Origin of the sequence: Symmachiella macrocystis, from assembly GCF_007860075.1 — a bacterium.
Classification (GTDB): Bacteria; Planctomycetota; Planctomycetia; order Planctomycetales; family Planctomycetaceae; genus Symmachiella; species Symmachiella macrocystis.
In genome coordinates this window covers 572,234-588,950 of record NZ_SJPP01000002.1, presented here as the reverse complement: position 1 = coordinate 588,950, position 16,717 = coordinate 572,234, and the positions used below count along the sequence as shown (strand labels likewise).

12 protein-coding genes are annotated in these 16,717 nt (G+C 55.4%); 3 read left to right on the top strand and 9 right to left on the bottom strand.

Annotation, left to right across the window (positions count from 1 at the left end; all coding sequences use genetic code 11):
- Positions 1–38 precede the first annotated feature (38 nt).
- Positions 39–1,367, top strand: coding sequence for a neutral/alkaline non-lysosomal ceramidase N-terminal domain-containing protein (locus CA54_RS20325; RefSeq protein WP_146372818.1), 1,329 nt, complete (start codon positions 39–41; stop codon positions 1,365–1,367).
- A gap of 9 nt (positions 1,368–1,376) precedes the next feature.
- On the opposite strand, the gene CA54_RS20320 is transcribed toward CA54_RS20325, so the two are convergent.
- The 3 genes from CA54_RS20320 to CA54_RS20310 all read right to left on the bottom strand — a co-directional run bounded on the left by CA54_RS20320 (position 1,377) and on the right by CA54_RS20310 (position 4,548).
- A complete protein-coding gene (locus tag CA54_RS20320) occupies positions 1,377–2,531 on the bottom strand; it encodes a sialidase family protein (RefSeq protein WP_197532661.1) in 1,155 nt (384 codons plus the stop codon).
- A 209-nt stretch (positions 2,532–2,740) separates the two neighbouring features.
- Positions 2,741–3,235, bottom strand: coding sequence for a 5-(carboxyamino)imidazole ribonucleotide mutase (gene purE, locus CA54_RS20315; protein WP_146372816.1), 495 nt, complete (start codon positions 3,233–3,235; stop codon positions 2,741–2,743).
- Positions 3,236–3,360: 125 nt separating this feature from the next.
- Entirely contained in the window at positions 3,361–4,548 is a 1,188-nt protein-coding gene (locus CA54_RS20310) for a phosphoglycerate kinase (RefSeq protein ID WP_146372815.1), read from the bottom strand.
- 556 nt (positions 4,549–5,104) lie between these two features.
- Here CA54_RS20310 and CA54_RS20305 point away from each other — a divergent pair.
- The gene (locus CA54_RS20305) at positions 5,105–7,294 is read left to right on the top strand and encodes an efflux RND transporter permease subunit (RefSeq protein ID WP_146372814.1); all 2,190 of its coding nucleotides are present in this window, start codon (positions 5,105–5,107) and stop codon (positions 7,292–7,294) included.
- Positions 7,295–7,614: 320 nt separating this feature from the next.
- Positions 7,615–9,090 (top strand): SDR family oxidoreductase, encoded by a 1,476-nt coding sequence (locus tag CA54_RS20300; RefSeq protein WP_146372813.1) that lies wholly within the window; start codon positions 7,615–7,617, stop codon positions 9,088–9,090.
- A gap of 262 nt (positions 9,091–9,352) precedes the next feature.
- On the opposite strand, the gene nusB is transcribed toward CA54_RS20300, so the two are convergent.
- The 6 genes from nusB to CA54_RS20270 all read right to left on the bottom strand — a co-directional run bounded on the left by nusB (position 9,353) and on the right by CA54_RS20270 (position 16,690).
- Positions 9,353–9,787 carry a transcription antitermination factor NusB gene (gene nusB / locus CA54_RS20295; RefSeq protein WP_146372812.1) on the bottom strand — a complete coding sequence of 145 codons (435 nt, stop codon included), beginning with the start codon at positions 9,785–9,787 and terminating at the stop codon, positions 9,353–9,355.
- Positions 9,788–9,894: 107 nt separating this feature from the next.
- A complete protein-coding gene (gene ribH, locus CA54_RS20290) occupies positions 9,895–10,365 on the bottom strand; it encodes a 6,7-dimethyl-8-ribityllumazine synthase (protein ID WP_146372811.1) in 471 nt (156 codons plus the stop codon).
- Between the two features lie 102 nt (positions 10,366–10,467).
- Positions 10,468–11,862 carry a transcription termination factor Rho gene (gene rho / locus CA54_RS20285; RefSeq protein WP_146373411.1) on the bottom strand — a complete coding sequence of 465 codons (1,395 nt, stop codon included), beginning with the start codon at positions 11,860–11,862 and terminating at the stop codon, positions 10,468–10,470.
- Positions 11,863–12,251: 389 nt separating this feature from the next.
- The gene (gene coaE, locus CA54_RS20280) at positions 12,252–12,908 is read right to left on the bottom strand and encodes a dephospho-CoA kinase (RefSeq protein WP_146372810.1); all 657 of its coding nucleotides are present in this window, start codon (positions 12,906–12,908) and stop codon (positions 12,252–12,254) included.
- A gap of 209 nt (positions 12,909–13,117) precedes the next feature.
- A complete protein-coding gene (gene polA / locus CA54_RS20275) occupies positions 13,118–15,826 on the bottom strand; it encodes a DNA polymerase I (protein WP_146372809.1) in 2,709 nt (902 codons plus the stop codon).
- Positions 15,827–16,021: 195 nt separating this feature from the next.
- Positions 16,022–16,690: a DUF1963 domain-containing protein gene (locus CA54_RS20270; RefSeq protein ID WP_146372808.1), complete on the bottom strand. Its 669-nt coding sequence runs from the start codon at positions 16,688–16,690 to the stop codon at positions 16,022–16,024.
- Positions 16,691–16,717 lie beyond the last annotated feature (27 nt).

Below are 16,717 nucleotides of genomic sequence, written 5' to 3'. Positions count from 1 at the left end.
AATTCCTATTCTAACGTCCCCAATCAAGAGGCTGTTCCATGTTCGCGAGAATTCGTATCGTAGGTGCCTTGCTGGTACTGATTACACTCTATTGCGACCAACAATCATCTCGGGCTGACGACGACATCCCGCTACGAGTCGGGTTTGGCAAGCGAGATATTACGCCCCAAGCGCCGACGCCGATGTGGGGTTACGGCGCACGGCACGCGCTGCTCTCCGAGGGAACGCTCACCCCGCTGATGGCCAAAGCGATCGTGGTCCAGGGTGAAGATGGCAAGGTGGCATTGGTCGGACTGGATATCGGCCGTGGGCCGACGCGGCAGATGATGGAGAAAATCCGTGCAGCGATATTGGAGCAAGCCGGCATTGAAAACGTGCTGATCAGTGGATCGCATTCACACCACGGTCCGGTGATAGAACTGATCGATCGTGAAGGCTTCGGCAAAGGGACGTATGACGATGCGGTCGCCTATGCTCAAAAATTGCCGGACCTGATTATTGAAGCCATCCTAGAAGCGGACAAAACAGCCCAGCCGGCGACCATTGGTGTGGGAACGCGGGAATTGACACTCAATCGCAATCGTCACACCAAACGCAAACCCAAAGCCCGTGATCCGCTGTTGTCGGTCGTGCGGTTTGATGATGCCCAATCGGGCAAGCCATTAGCGGTACTCGTCAATTTCGCGGCTCATCCCGTGATGACCAAGGGGGAAGTGCTCAAATTCTCAGCCGACTACCCCGGATTCATGCAGGACAAAGTCGAGGCCGACATGGAGACCAACTGCGTGTTTATTCAAGGGGCAGCAGGCGATCTCAGCCCCAACCCCACGGCCGATTTTCGCGAGCCGAAATTGTTCGGCGAAGAACTCGCACGGAATGTGATTGAAGTGGCCGGCGAGATTGAATCCAAACCACTGAAGCGGAACACGATTGTCGGCCACGTCGACCAGTTTCGCTTCAAATCGCGGATCGATTTTTCCGATCCGTTAGTGCTCGTCGGTTACAGTGCCGCCTTTTTTCCCGAATTGATCGTCAACTTCATCGAGGAGGCCAAAGAGGGGCATCAAGCGGAATTGAATACCGTACTGCTTGGTCGCCAGATTGCGCTGGTGGGTGGCTCGGGGGAATTCTTCTGCAATCACGCGGTCCGACTCCGCGAACGGTCCTACGTCGACCACACGCTGTTTTTCGGATACTGCAACGGCCATAACCTGTACTTCCCTACTATCGAAGCGGTCTCCGAAGGGGGCTACGGCGCCGATGCAATGGTCTCACCGGTGGAAATTGGCGCGGGAGAACAGATGATGAACCGGGCGCTGATCAACATCTATGAAATGGCCGGCAGATTCAATGCTAAAGCGAAGTGAGTTTCGGCGTCACGAGCCGCAGTCCCATATGTTCGCCACGATCTTGCGGTACGGGCTGTCTGGGTAATAGATGTAGTACGTCGTCACCAGTTTACCGTCGGGGCGCTGCACTGTGCGCGGATAGCCGAGGTCGCGGCCGCCGGCGTTGTTGTCCAGCACAAACGGTTCGCTCCAGGTCTTTCCTTCGTCGCTGCTAAATTTGGCGCACATTTGAAACGGGGCCTTGCGGTCGCCGTAGGTCACGCACAGCCGGCCGTCTTGAAGCCGGAGCATTGCCGGCGGGTTGCCTTCACCGACATCTTCGACGGCGTTGTTCAGGAACGTCCAACTTTTGCCATTGTCGTTTGACTCCCAGGTGTCAATCCAACGATGTTTGTCTTCTCCCAGTCCTTCGCGGCGGCGGGTGGTCATCACCAATTTGGTGGGGGACAACCGCACGGTCGAAGGCATGATCGAAAAGCCGTTGGGTTCGGGACCGACGTAGGACAAGAACTTCCAGGTCAATCCACCATCGGTCGTGCGGCCGCAAAAGACACGCCCTTCTTCGTTGTTGGATTTCGAGCCGGTCAGAAAGACATGACAGTCCTTGGGACCGTTGACGATGTAGTCCGAGCGGGCCATCACGCCCGGTTGCCCAAAGTCCGGGACCTTGAACGGGCCTTTCCAAGTGTGCCCGCGGTCATAGGAATAATACAGCCGCGAAACCCCGCCATGCACATCCTGGAATCGCATTGTCATGCAGAAATCGGGATGTGTGAAATTGATCGGCTCGGTGATGTCGGCCGGTGTCGGTTCGGTGTGCTTAGGATCGGTCGTGCCGTGCCGCATGCCGCCTTGGTTGATGAGCATCCCTTTATCGTTGGGGAACTCCATCTTCCATGTCTCACCGCCATCCAAACTGCGCGCTAAGACGTGATACTCTGGTTTTTGACGATCGATATTGTGGCGTTCTTTGCCCAGGTCTTTGTGCGAGCCTGTGCTGAATCCGACGAGGATTTCATCTCCCCAAATCCACATCCCATGATTGGCCGGCCAGCCGCCGAACTTGCCTTCCTCGCCGAACACGACGATTTTTTTATCGACCTGGGGTTCACCGGCACGTATCAAAATCGGATTGGCACAAATCAGGCTTAGACTGAGCAGACAAAACAAGAGGCGGCCCATGGGAACTCGCTCCGTAATTCTTTGGGGAGAGGTTGCGGTCGTTAGTGAAGTCCAATGTACCCGCTCGCTCTGAAAAACGCACGTCCGTGCCGGCCCATCCACCCCCAGATCAATGAGGGTGTGGGGCTGCACGTCAAACATCCCAAGCGCGCATCGTGCGGATTACGAAGGCGAAGCCGTCGATTTGGGATGGGTTGGGGAGCGTTTTTTTAGACCGGCAATCCAGCTGCCATCACTTTTTCGGCCTGCTTGGCGTTGAAAGCGTGGATTTTTTTCCGCAGTTCGGGGCGACTGTTGGCCATGATGCGGATCGCCAACAATGCGGCGTTCTTGGCGCCGGCGCTGCCGATGGCCAATGTGCCGACCGGAATACCACCGGGCATTTGTACAGTCGAAAGCAGCGAGTCCAGGCCGTTGAGTTTGCTTTCGATCGGTACGCCCAACACCGGCAGGACCGTGTGAGCAGCGACGACACCCGCCAAGTGCGCGGCCCCCCCTGCTCCGGCGATCAGAACTTCTACCCCCCGCTCTTCGGCGGTGGAGGAAAACTCCGTGACGACCGCCGGTGTGCGGTGCGCCGACATCACGCGGCATTCAAAAGGAATATCGAATTCTTTAAACATGTCGACTGCCGGTTTCATCGTGTCCCAGTCCGATGTGCTGCCCATGATGATTCCCACCAGGGGTTTGTCGCTGTTGCTCATTACGGTTGTCCTTTTCTTGGGTCGACCATTCCAGTTATCGAATGGCCACTATGGGGTTCCACGGGCGGCTTGTCCGCCTGTGCGGTTTGTTGAACACGCGCGGCCGGTTGAACCGGCTCTACTGTTTATTTGTCGTCGAGCAGGTTCACGGCGGCGAACTCTTGGCCTTCAAGCATGGCCAAACTGGCCCCCCCGCCGGTGCTGACGTGCGAGACCTGATCGGCAAAGCCAAGTTGCTGAACCGCAGCGGCGCTGTCCCCGCCGCCGATGATGCTGGTTCCGTCTCCGTCGGCAATTGCCTGAGCGACTGCTTTGGTGCCGGCATCGAAGGGGGGCATTTCGAAGACGCCCATCGGACCGTTCCAGACGATCGTTTTGGCGGCTTTGACCGTTTCGGCGTAGATCTCAGCCGTCTTAGGGCCTATGTCGAGACCTTCGTAACCGTCGGGGATTTTACCGGCATCGACCACCACCTTGTTGCAGTCGCCGCTGAACGCGTCGCCGCAATGCGTGTCGACCGGCAGCATCAATTTGTCACCGCCGCGCTCGATCAATTGTTTGGCCAGATCGACTTTGTCCTTTTCGACCAGACTGCCGCCAACTTGGCCCCCTTGAGCGAGCGAGAACGTATATGCCATCGCTCCGCCGATGAGGACTTTGTCACAGATACCAAGCAGGTTTTCAATGACGGTGATTTTGTCGGAAACCTTGGCCCCGCCTAAAATCGCTACAAACGGCCGTTCCGGTTTGGCGATGGCGTCGCTGAGGTATTGAATCTCTTTGGCGACCAGAAAACCAGAAACCTTGGGCTTGTCTCCCATGGCTTGCGGGACGGCGACCATCGAAGCATCGGTGCGATGGCAAGTGCCGAACGCGTCGTTGCAATAAATGTCGACCCCGTCGGCCAAGGCAGCGGCGAAATCGGCATCACCGGACTTTTCGCCAGCATTGAACCGCAGATTTTCTAGCACCAGGACTCCGCCATCGGACAGCGCGGCCCGTTTGGCTTGCGCATCGTCGCCGATTGTGTCTGTGGCAAAGACGACCTCTTGTCCGAGTAATTCAGCCAGTTTCGCAGCGGCTGGCTTGAGGCTGTATTTCGCGTCGCCGCCGTCGCCTTTGGGCCGCCCCAAATGGCTCATCAGGATCACGCGCCCTCCGCGATCGATCACCGATTTGATCGAGGGGAGTGCCATGCTGATACGGCGATCATCGGTCACGTTTTGATTATCATCCAGGGGAACATTGAAATCGACCCGCATCAAAACTGTTTTTCCGGAGGGATCGATATCAGCGATTTGTTTTTTTGCCATAGTCTCTGGTGCCCTTCTGTCAACTAAGTCGCCGGCCTTAGCGATGCAGGAATATGGCCAACGTGTGAAGTGGACAATCGTAGACACCCTCACTGGGATTGCAAGTGACCGCTTGGCTGCTGTTGAGAAATGCCTTGTATAGCGGACTTAACGAACGATCGGGATGTGCGTACGGCGCTCAAACCGGCCGAATTTGCAAAAGGCTGTGAAGGTATAGCGGTCGTGCGCGTTGTTGAATCGTCCCAGAACGACGCTACGGGTAATTCCCGGTTTGGACTTGCGGGACAGCTTCTGGAAGATCGATAGGAGTATATAGCCCCAGCTGATACGCCCCTGCCCGCCAACCGCGCGGCACGGCCCCGGAACTACAATTATACGTGTTATGACTGTCTCGTCGTCTCGGCAACCTCTACGCCCCCGACACGATCTGTTTACTGAGGAAAAGCCTGGCGATCCGGCCAGCCTTCTGCGGCTCGATCTTCGCTGCGGTTTTGGCGGTAAACATTTTGTACACGTCAACGATACAGCGATTAACAACAACTGAGAGGACGTGGCTTTGTCGACCCTTTCCGAGTTTTATCAAAAACACAGCGGCAAGTTGCTCCTCCTCACGCTGTTGTCGTTTCCAGTGCTGTTTGTCAAAGCACAAACATTGCCGGCGAACAACGACATCGAGACCTGGCTGCCTCGCGATTCCGAAGTGCGTGCCAACTATGAGGATTTCAAGCGCGATTTTGGCGTAGAAGAACTCATCGTCGTCGGGATTGAAAACACATCGAAAGATGATGTGTTGGTCGAAGCGGTTTGCGAACGGCTGGAACGGCTCGACTGTGTGCGGAAATGTTGGTCTCCCGGACGGATGCAAGCCATTATGACCAGCTTTGGCGTTGACGACGTCGAAGCGGAAACGCGACTGAAGGGATTGACCCTATCCCAAGACGGCCGATTGGTGGGATTGATTTGCTTGTTGTCCCCCGAAGGATATGGCGATCGTGCGAAGACGGTCGATGCCGTGACTGGTGTGCTGGAGTATTGCCAACTCCGGGGCGATCAGGTCCGCCTGGCTGGCGCGCCGGTCATCGTCACCGAATTGGACCGATTGGGGAGTGAAGAGGAAAACCAGAAATTCTTTTTCATCACCTTGTTGGTCTGTTGGGGATTGTTGTCCTACACCACGCGGCAATGGCAATTGTCACTAGCGCTGCTCGGACTGACCATTTGGGCCATTCAATTGACGTTAGCAGGTATTCACGTTGCCGGCGGGGAAATGAACTTCATCCTCAGCGCGTTGTCAGTGATGGTGATGATATTTACGTTGGCTGTTTCGATTCACTTCATGCATTACTACACCGCCGCACCTGACGACGACGACCCATTAAGGCAGGCATTGAAAACCGCCTGGAAGCCCTGCTGTCTAGCGACATTGACCACAACAATCGGCCTGGTTTCGTTAGCGGTCAGCGACATCCTCCCCGTCAACCAATTCGGTTATGCGGCTGCATGGGGCTCGGTGGTGGCATTGATTACCGGGTTGGGTTTAACGCCCGCTTTGATGACGATCTGGCCACCACAGGCTCAATGCGAAGAGCAAGGCGCGGCGATCAGTTCTCGCCTGGGAGATTGGATCTCGACACACAGCAAAGTCGTTTCCTTGGTCACGGTAACTATGATCATGGTGACGTGCGTGGGGTTGTTGTCGATCGAGACAAAGATTGATCCGCTCGACTTCCTCCCCAAAAACAGCAAAGTCCTCACCGACGCACAGCGTGTGGAAGCTCAACTCACGAATATCGACTCGATTGAAGCAGTCGTCGAGTTTCGTGACAACGATCTGCCCTTTACTGAGCGGTTGGAAAAGGTACGTGAAATCGAAGCTGTGATCGCCGGCCATCCCGCCGTTCGGCACACGATTTCCTCAGCGTCGTTTTTCCCCTCAGAGATGCCGCAAAACCCGTTTACGCTCGGGCGGCTATTAAAACGCGCCGAATCGCAGCGGGAGCACAACGAATATATTGCCGACGGCGAACGGCTGTGGCGGATCTCCGCGCGAATTAGCACAAGTGAAGGGTTGTCACAGCACGAAATCTTTGAGCAACTGCAAGCACGGGCCGAAGGGTTGCCTGTCCGCTTTACCGGCATCGCCCCCATGTTGAATCACGCACAGCAGGAGATCTTTCGAGGGTTTCACGAGAGCTTTTTGATGGCATTTTTGATCATCACCGGCGTAATGGTCGTTTCGTTGCGGTCTTGGAAAACGGCCATGGTGGCGATGATTCCTAATCTGACGCCGATTTGTATTGTCTACGGGATTCTGGGCTGGGTCGGTATGCCGGTCGACATCGGCATGATGATGTCCGGCAGCATCGCTTTGGGGATTGCCGTGGACGGCACGTTCCATTTTCTGGTGCACTATCAATCACAGTTCAACCGCGGAATCTCCTCCGCCCAGGCGTCGCGTGAGGCACTCCGGCAAACTGGGGGCCCGATCTTTAAGGCGGCTCTGATCTCCAGCATAGGCATGCTGGCGTTGACTCTGAGTAGCTTTGCACCGACAGCCCGGTTTGGCCTGTTGATGTGCTCGCTGTTGATTGCGGCCTTGGTCGGCGATTTGGTATTATTGCCAGCACTGCTGTGCCTCCGCCCGAGTCGTCTCCGTCAACATAAATCGGCGGCGTCGGAATTAGCGGGGCCACACAGGCTGCCAACAACGCCTGAACCGGCTGTATTGGCGGATAGGGTCGCATGACCGCCGAGAGTTTCGCTCTGAATCAACACCCTTCCCGTCGATACTTTTCGTTGAGAGCTTGCCTTTCGCAAATTTAAGATACGTCTTGAAATCGTTCCCGCAACCGAGACAATTGTCTTTCTCGCAAAAGAGAGGACGCCAGGTGTCGGACCTCTTTCTCTGTTGAGAGGTTTCAAATCTCGGGGATGCGTATCCTGATCCCTTAGTTTTCCGCGGTAAACCACAACCTGGGTTCGTAAAACTGCACAAATTTCGACAGCACGCACGACTTGTCCCATTGGAACGCTTGATCTCTTCTCACTGATTTCGGAAGCCCTTGTATGTCCTACCAGTTACTGACCGGTGCCACTGGCCTGTTGGGCCGTTATTTGATTCGTGACTTGATGCAAGCCGAAGTCCCGTTGGCGGTGCTCGTCCGCCCGACGCGGAAGGCTTCCGTGCGTCAACGTGTTGAGCAAATGATGGCTTTCTGGGAAGAACGTCTCGGACACGCCATGCCTCGACCGGTGGTCTTGGAGGGGGATATCAGCCAGGAAAACCTGGGGCTGGATGACCGCTCGGTCAAATGGGTTACAGAGCACTGCAGCGGCATGATTCACAATGCCGCCAGTTTGACCTTCCACAGTACCGGACCGGAAAGCGAACCTTGGAGGTCAAATATTCAAGGGGTGCGACACGTCTTGGATCTGTGCGAAAAGACGGGCATCCGCCAGTTTTTGCACATGTCGACCGCTTACGTATGCGGGCTCCGCGAAGGCCGCGTGCTGGAAACGGAATTGGATGTGGGGCAGGAACGGGGCAACGATTATGAAATGAGCAAAATCGACGCCGAAAAAATGGTGCACGCGGCGACGTTCATCGACGACCTCACCATCTGTCGCCCGGCAATCATTGTCGGCGATTCTCAAACTGGCTACACAAGCACCTACCACGGGTTTTACGCCGCTTTGCAGTTGGCCTACACCCTTGTTCGCTCGATGGATCCAGACGATACGGGTCGCGTACGTTCCATCGCACGATTTGAACTTTCCGGTAATGAATCGAAGAATCTGGTCCCCGTGGATTGGGTCAGTGCGGCAACGGCACATATTGTCACGCACCCGGAACTGCACGGTCAAACTTACCATCTGACCCCGCGGCATCCGGCGACGATTCGTCTGGTGAGCGATATTTTAGAAGACGCCACGCGGTTTTATAGTGCGAAGTTCGTTGGCGAAGATGCGGAAATCGACGACTGGGGCGAAGCTGAGCAAATCTTCAACGACAACATTCACGTCTACAACTCGTATTGGCGGGATGACCCGACGTTTGATTGCACAAACACCTTAACCGCCATGCCGCACCTGCCCTGTCCCGATGTGGACCGCGAGATGTTGTTACGGATGTCGAAAGTGGCGATCGACGGGAACTTTGGCGGTGGTCGCGACAAACGGGTTGACCTCGATTTCGACCCGCATCAACACCTCAAACCGTTGGTGGATGCCGGAGAAAAACAAACGAACGGCCAAGCCGACGCGCATCTCTTGGGGCTGGAAGTCACCGGTGGCGGCGGCGGCGCTTGGCACCTGATGCTGCAGGATGGCAAGTTGGTGGGGGCCGATATCGGCCGCGATCAAAAATGCACCGCCGTCTACCGTTTGGATGCCGACACCTTTGCCACTTTGGCGACAGGACAAGAATCAGCCAGCTCCGCCCTGGACAAAGGGCAATTGGTCATCGACGGCAATGGATTGTCCCGCTCGGAACTGGTGGACATTTTCGACGAAATCGTCCGCGGCTCGGGGGTTGGGAAATAACGCCCCTTGGACGTAGTCGCTGCCCTCTTACTGCTGCAGCGCTCAGTTGAGTATAGCGCCGCCCCGATTCGGGGTGCCACTGACGACTCGTATACCGGACGCACGTGAACCGACGTCCCTGGGTAGGGGGAAGCTCAGCTTTACTCGGCGCTGGCGGGCAAGCCGCCAGTGGCACCCGCATCGGAGCATAAGAGGCACCCGCGTACGCTTATCACGTAGGTCCACCCGCACCGAAGATTTCTTGGGCGCTGGCGGATTCTTGTTACATCGCCTGCGTCGGAGCGTCGGGGGATTCGTCGGTCAAGGTGGGCATTAACTGGTCCAGGATTCCATTGACGAATTGCGACGACTGCGCGTTGCCGAATTTCTTTGCCAGCTCTAAGGATTCGTCGATGACCACCCGATTGGGTGTGTCGGTATAGAGCAACTCGTAAGCACCGAGACGCAACACGTTGCGATCTGTCGGCGCCATTCGCCGCAATGACCAGTTCGCGGCCACCTCTTCGATACGTGTATCGATCACGTTGCGCCATTCCAGCGCACCGGTAAATAAGTTCCAGCAAAAATCGCGCAGGGCTTGGTCCTCAAGCCGTTCTTCGATGAATTCACCGGCAGACTCTAAATTGCCGGCGGGATTGAGATCCTGTCGGTAGAGCAGTTGTAGGGCCGTTTCTCGTGCCCGGCTGCGACGCGCCATGAAAAGCCTTAGCCTCAAAGCTGGAAGGAATTGCCGCTTGCGGCAATTAGGGGGGAGGGACTGAAAGAATGCAAGTCTGTTTTTCAACGTTGCCGAATCATCTCCGGCTAACCTCTTAGCTTAGCCATCAAATTGGCCATTTCAATAGCAGCAAGCGCGGCGTCACGGCCTTTGTTGCCCGCCTTGCCGCCGGCACGGTCCTGGGCTTGTTCCATGTTCTGGCAAGTCAACACGCCAAACGTCACCGGGACTCCGGTTTCGCGGCCTGCTTGCATAATGCCTGCAGCCACTTGTTGGTTGATATATTGATCATGGGTCGTTTCCCCTTGAATCACCGCACCGAGGCAACAAACGCCGGCGTAGTTTCCACTACGGGCAAGATTGTCGGCGACGATAGGGATTTCAAAAGATCCGGGGACCCAGACGACGGTGATTTGGTCGTCGGCGACGCCGTGCCGGTGCAGTGTGTCGATGGCCCCGTCTAACATCAGGCGGGTCACCAGTTCATTCCAGCGGGCAACAACAATGGCAAACCGGCCAGCGGAGGACAGCAAATCACCTTGGATTTCTTCAGGCATGGGTGTGTCTTTGTGAAACGATCATTGTCCGGAGAGGGAGCCACCGTCGTTTTGCGATCAAGCAATAACGGTAGGCTCGATGAAAACAAAGCAGACCGGGCATTAACTCAGGTTCATGCTTTGCAAGAATTCTTCGTTGGTTTTAGTGCGTTGCATGCGGTTGACCAACAGTTCCATGGCGTCGACCGGATTCATGTCGTTGAGGACGCGCCGCAAAATCCAAATGCGGCGCAATTCGTCTTCGTTGATCAATAATTCTTCACGGCGGGTGCCGGAGCGATTGACGTCGATGGCCGGCCAAATCCGTTTTTCCACCATGCGGCGATCTAAGTGCAACTCGGTGTTACCGGTTCCCTTAAATTCTTCGAAGATGACTTCATCCATACGGCTGCCGGTGTCGACCAGGGCAGTCGCCACAATCGTCAGGCTGCCCCCTTCTTCGACATTCCGGGCGGCTCCGAAAAACCGTTTGGGATGCTGCAAGGCATTGGCATCGACACCACCGGAGAGGATTTTTCCGGAGTGCGGAACTTCGGTGTTCCAAGCGCGGGCCAACCGCGTGATGGAATCCAGAAAGATCACCACGTTTTGGCCATATTCGACCATCCGCTTGGCCTTTTCGATAACCATCTCAGAGACCTGAATATGCCGACTGGGCGGCTCATCAAATGTACTGCTGATGACCTCGCAATTGTGCCCCTTGACGTGCCGTTCCATTTCCGTGACTTCTTCGGGCCGCTCATCAATCAGCAGCATGATCACATACGCTTCGGGGTGTGCGGCGAGTACGGCTTGCGCCAATTGTTGCAGCAAAATGGTTTTCCCTGCCCGCGGTGGCGAAACGATCAGCCCGCGTTGTCCCATACCAATCGGAGCGATCATGTCGACGACACGCGTACTGAGCACGCTGGCTTCGGCGGCTAGACGCAAGCGTGTCTCGGGGTGCAGCGGCGTTAGGTCGTCGAAGAAGACCTTCTCGGTGAGCAAGTTGGGGTCTTGGCCGTTGATGGCTTCGACGCGTAACAGCGCGAAATAACGTTCGTTTTCCTTCGGGGGACGAATTTGGCCGGCGACGATGGCACCGTTACGCAGTCCGAACCGCCGAATCTGGCTGGGAGAGACGTAAATATCGTCCGGGCAAGGCAAGTAATGGTAATCCGGGCTGCGGAGAAACCCAAAGCCATCGGGAAGCACTTCCAGTGTTCCTTCACCGAACATCAAGCCGTTGAGTTTGGTGCGTTCTTTGAGGATCTTGAAAATCAGATCCTGTTTTTTGAGTCCAGAGTATTCAGTGACTTGCTCTAGCCGGGCTTGGGTGAGCAACTCCTTCATGGTCATCCGTTGCAATTCAGCAATGTGAATGTCGCCCCGCTTGATCTCTTCGTAGCGTTCATCGGCTGAGTTGGCACGAATGCGGTCGGCTCGGCTGGCGTTCTCGTCGGAACGGCTTTGACCGCCAACGGTCGAGGTTTGCGAACCGCTTGTATCGCGCTGCATGGCGGCGCTCAAAGGCCCTGCCCCCTCGACGGTGGAGGTGGAGCCGGTTTGCTCGCTTTTGGGGCTGCGAGGCTTAGTGGACTTGGCCATTGTTCAAGACTTTCTGGTTGGTGGTCGAATGACCGAATGGATGGAATCCATTGAGGGTGGGCGAATTAAGCGACTTGGATTGTTGCCGCCGGTTTGTGGCTGCAACACTATGGAATAAACCGATTGGTGGATTTGTGGGTTGGAATTCCGCGCTGGGCGGGTGAAACGAGGTCGTTTCACGTAAGGCATGATTTTTGGTCGCGAGCTTCCGTGCTGGATGTGGACATTCTGAAAGGAGAGATACCCCGATTTTGGCTCGCATCATTTCCGCCAAGTCTCTGGAACACCCGTGTCTCATATTAGCTCTTCGCCGAACTCTCGGCAATCTTCGCGACGACTTGCCGCAGTTGTTGGGCTGCGAATTCAACAGTTGTTGAATTGTCGATGACGTGGTCTGATAATTGTTTTTTAGTCTCTAGGGGAAGTTGATTGGCTTCTCGGGACGCGAATTCCTCCGCGGTCCAGTTCCGATTTAGTATCACACGGTTGCGGCGGGTTTCCTCCGGCACGTCGATGAACACGACAGTGTCGCAAAAATCCTTCCATCCGGTTTCCAAGAGTACCGCCGCATCGAGAATGACCGCCGTGATTCCCGGCTTGGCCTGGGCTGCGGCGATTTGTTCTCGCAAAATCTCACCGATCCGCGGATGCACGATCGATTCGAGGTCTGTTTTAGCGGTTTTGGATTCCGGATCTGTTCCAAACACGAGCCGCCCCAACATGGGACGATTGATGTTTCCTTGTTCGTCAAAAAATTCGTCGCCGAAACACGCCCTGAGGGCCTGTTTCGTCGTTTGTTCGGTGAGGACTTGATGGCCGGCCTTGTCGGCGTCGACAACAACAACTGGCATCGTTTCGTGCAATTGACGAGCGACCGAACTCTTACCGGATCCGATTCCACCGACAATGCCGATGATGGGAACTGTCCCACGGTTGGTCCTGGAAGGGTTTGACAAGTGATCGAACTAAACTAGGGAGTTTGAATGGTGATCGTCGAAAAGTGGAGATCTGTATGCCGTTTTTCGTTGGCGTTCGCCCGTAGTACATCCTTGGGGCAGTGGCTGAATGGGAGGCGAAATGTCGCGCGCTGATCCGCCATCTGTTGGAGGGGCATCAAAAATATTGACTGAGGTTTTCGGCTCGGTTTTAGTGGCCCTTGAAGCCATCAATCCAGTCTCTCGACATCCAACCATGTGTTTCCAACACTGAGGTCGACTTTTAAAGGGACATCCAGATTGAGGGCCGATTCCATTTCTTCTCGAACAAGGTAGCTCAAACTTCCCAAGTCTATTTCGGGAACTTCGAAAACCAGTTCATCGTGGATTTGCAGGAGCATCACACCGCTGTGCTGTTCCTGTTGGATACGTTGGTGGGTTTGAATCATAGCCTGTTTGATGAGATCCGCCGCGGATCCCTGAATCACCGTGTTGATTGCGGTTCGCTCAGGGAGATTTCGTTGGCGGCCCAGGCCGGAGCGGATGCCGCGTATTTCACGACGACGTCCACGTATAGTCGTAGCATATCCGTTTTGAGAACAACGTTCCAGTAATTTCCGCAGAAATTTGTCGACTCCTTCGTAGCGGCCAAAATAGCCCTCGATAAAATCGGAAGCTTCTGCCTGGCTGATGCCTAGGTTAACAGCCAGCCCATAGGGACTCTGACCGTAGATCACACCAAAGTTAACGGCTTTGGCAATCCGCCGCATGTCCGAATCAACCGCTTCTGGCGCCACATGGAACACTTCGGCCGCGACAGCCGTGTGAATGTCATCTCCACGCTCAAATGCCGCTAATAATGCCGGATCCTGGCTGAAATGTGCCAACATCCGCAGTTCCACCTGCGAGTAGTCCGCACACAACAACTTCCAACCCGGTTCGCCCGGAATAAACGCCTGACGAATCCGCCGACCCGCTTCGGTGCGAATCGGAATATTCTGCAAATTCGGATCGCTGGAACTAAGCCGCCCCGTGGCTGCCACCACCTGGTTAAACGACGCGTGAATGCGACCGGTATCGGGATTGACCATTTCGGGCAGTGCATCGACGTAGGTGCTTTTCAGCTTGCTGAGTTGGCGAAACTCCATCAGTTTGGCGGGCAAGGAATGTTGTAGCGCCAGCTTTTCCAAAACCTCCTGATCGGTGCTGGCGCCGGTTTTCGTTTTTTTGATGATCGGAAGCCCGAGTTCTTCGAACAGCACGACCGCCAATTGTTTGGTCGAGGCGATGTTGAATTCGTGCCCCGCTTCTTCGTAGATCTCCGCTTCGATCGTCTGCAAACGGTCAGTGAATTCGACACTCAGCGACTGCAGTAGTTCGATGTCGATACGGATCCCGCGAAACTCCATGTCGGTCAAAATACTGATCAGCGGGCGCTCCAGGTCCCAATACAGGTCCCACAGGTCTTCTTGTTTCAGTTCCGCTGTGATGCGCTGTGCGAGTTGCCACGCGATTTGCGCATCCTCCGCGGCATATTCACCGACCTTGTCGACGTCGACTTCGGAGATTTTGATTTGCGATTTGCCTTTGCCGATCAACTCGCTGATGGGGATCATCTCGTGTTGCAGATACCGCCGGGCGAGTTCATCCAGGCCGTGACTCCGCGCCCCCGCATCGAGCAGGTAGCTGCCGACCATCGAATCGACACCCACGCCTCGTAACTCAATCCCCGCCCGCCGCAGAACCAGCATGTCGTATTTGATGTTTTGATTGCAGACTTCGACTTCGGGGTTTTCCAAAATTGGTCGCAGGGCGTCGCGAACTACATCCGCATCCAACGTTGCCTGCCCGTCGGGAGCTTGCACGGGGAGATAGAATCCCTCTGCTCCGTCCCAACTGAAAGCCCAGCCGACGATGTCCGCGCGGACGGCATCGAGTCCGGTCGTTTCTAGATCGACGCAGAATTGTTTCTGTTGCTCAAGCTGCGCGAGGAATTCGCTGAACTTGTCGGTATCGTCGACCAATTTCCAAGACCGCTCGACCGCTGGCGGGGGGGCTGGTTCTGTGGCGTCGGGGGCGAGCGTTTTGATTTCGTCGATGAAGCGGCGAAATCCGCATTGTTGAAAGAACTCCTGCAGCACGGGCAGTTGCAACTGCCCTGCCCTGGCGGCATCCCAATCGACCTCCAGCGGCAAATCGCGTTTTAAGGTCACCAGCGTTTTGCTAACGCGGGCTTGGTCGGCAAATGTCTTGAGGTTTTCCCGCAGTTTCGCCCCCGGCGCTTCGTCGGCGTGGGCCAGGATTTCTTCCAGCGTCCCGAATTTTTCGATCAGCGCACTCGCCTTCTTCGGGCCTACTAGCGGCACGCCCGGGACATTGTCGACGGAGTCCCCCACCAGTGCCTGGAAATCGACCACTTGCTCCGGCGTGACGCCCCAATCCTTCATCAGGTCCGCTTCGTCGAGATATTGATTCTTGCGGAAGTTATACAGCTTCACCTTGGGGCTGAGCAGTTGCCGGATGTCCTTGTCGCTGGTAATCACCGTCACCTCGACATCCTGATCAGCGACCATCTCGACCAGCGTGGCAATGACGTCGTCCGCCTCCCAGCCGGGAATCCCCAAAGCCGGCACGCCAAATCCGGCCAGCAATTCTTCGATCATCGCGATTTGCGGCACCAGTTCTTCGGGCATTGCCGAGCGGTTGGTTTTGTACTCGGTATAAATCTCGTTGCGTTTATTCTCTCCCCGTACATCCATCGCAGCAATCAGCCAATCGGGCTTGCGGTCGCGCAGAATCGTGATCAAATCCCGCGTCACGCCATAGACCGCATTGGTCGGCTGCCCCTGCGGACTGGTCATCTCCGGCAAGGCGTGAAAGACTTGAAAGATCAACGAAAAGGTATCGATGATATAAAAAGATCGCGGCTGAGACGTCATAAATGGCTCACGAGGCAGGGACGGCTGGTGGATAACGAGGGCAAAAATCAATACCCCTCAGCCGGTATTAAACCAGTTGCCCCGCAGCATGTACACGCAACAGGAATTCATGACGCCGGTGCAGTGGGTGGGTATTAGTGGTCAAGCCGACGCTCCTGTACGTCAAAGGTGTCGTCTTGTACTCCAAAAAAATTCCTAAAAACACTGCCAGAGGAATTTTCCTTCATCGCCGTCGGCGGAAATAAAACCATAGCCAATTCCCGCATCGCCAAAGTGCAAATCAAATGGGACATTGTCCGAATAGAGTTGAAAGAGTAATTGCCAATCGTCGCCGGGGAATTCGTCGCTCTGGATGAAAATAGGAGTTCCGCCAATTTTGCTGTCTTCGAGTTTTCCGAACTTCGTTTCTTTTTCAGCTTGTGACAGATCACTTTGCTCATGTGCGGGGAGAAATTCTGCATCATGTCCCTCGACGCAAGTGACTCGATACTCCCGTGGGCGCGTCGAGGAAGGCCCCCTTAGGTTCAATGTTGGCCCTTCGCTCAGCGGCTCGGTCTCCACCCAAACCTCTCCACCGGGCTGAATGACAATCGCGTTCTCCCCGCCGTCGGGATCCCAGGTTGGCTTGTTGCTGCCATGTTCTTCACTGTCCGTCATGAAGAGATAGGCCATTTTTCCTTGGGCATCAGGAAAGAGTTCTGGTTCGATCGCGATTTGACCAATAAACAGCATTGGTTCATCCAGTGACTCGCTAAGCGGCCACTCGGGTTCGTCAATCCATACCGGCTGCCCACCAAATTTCGTGACGGCTTCTGTGATTGGTTGCTCGACTGCGTGAAACTGAATAATTTTCTTTGCTGGCATCTCGTGCTCTCAAGTTGTGCAGCGATT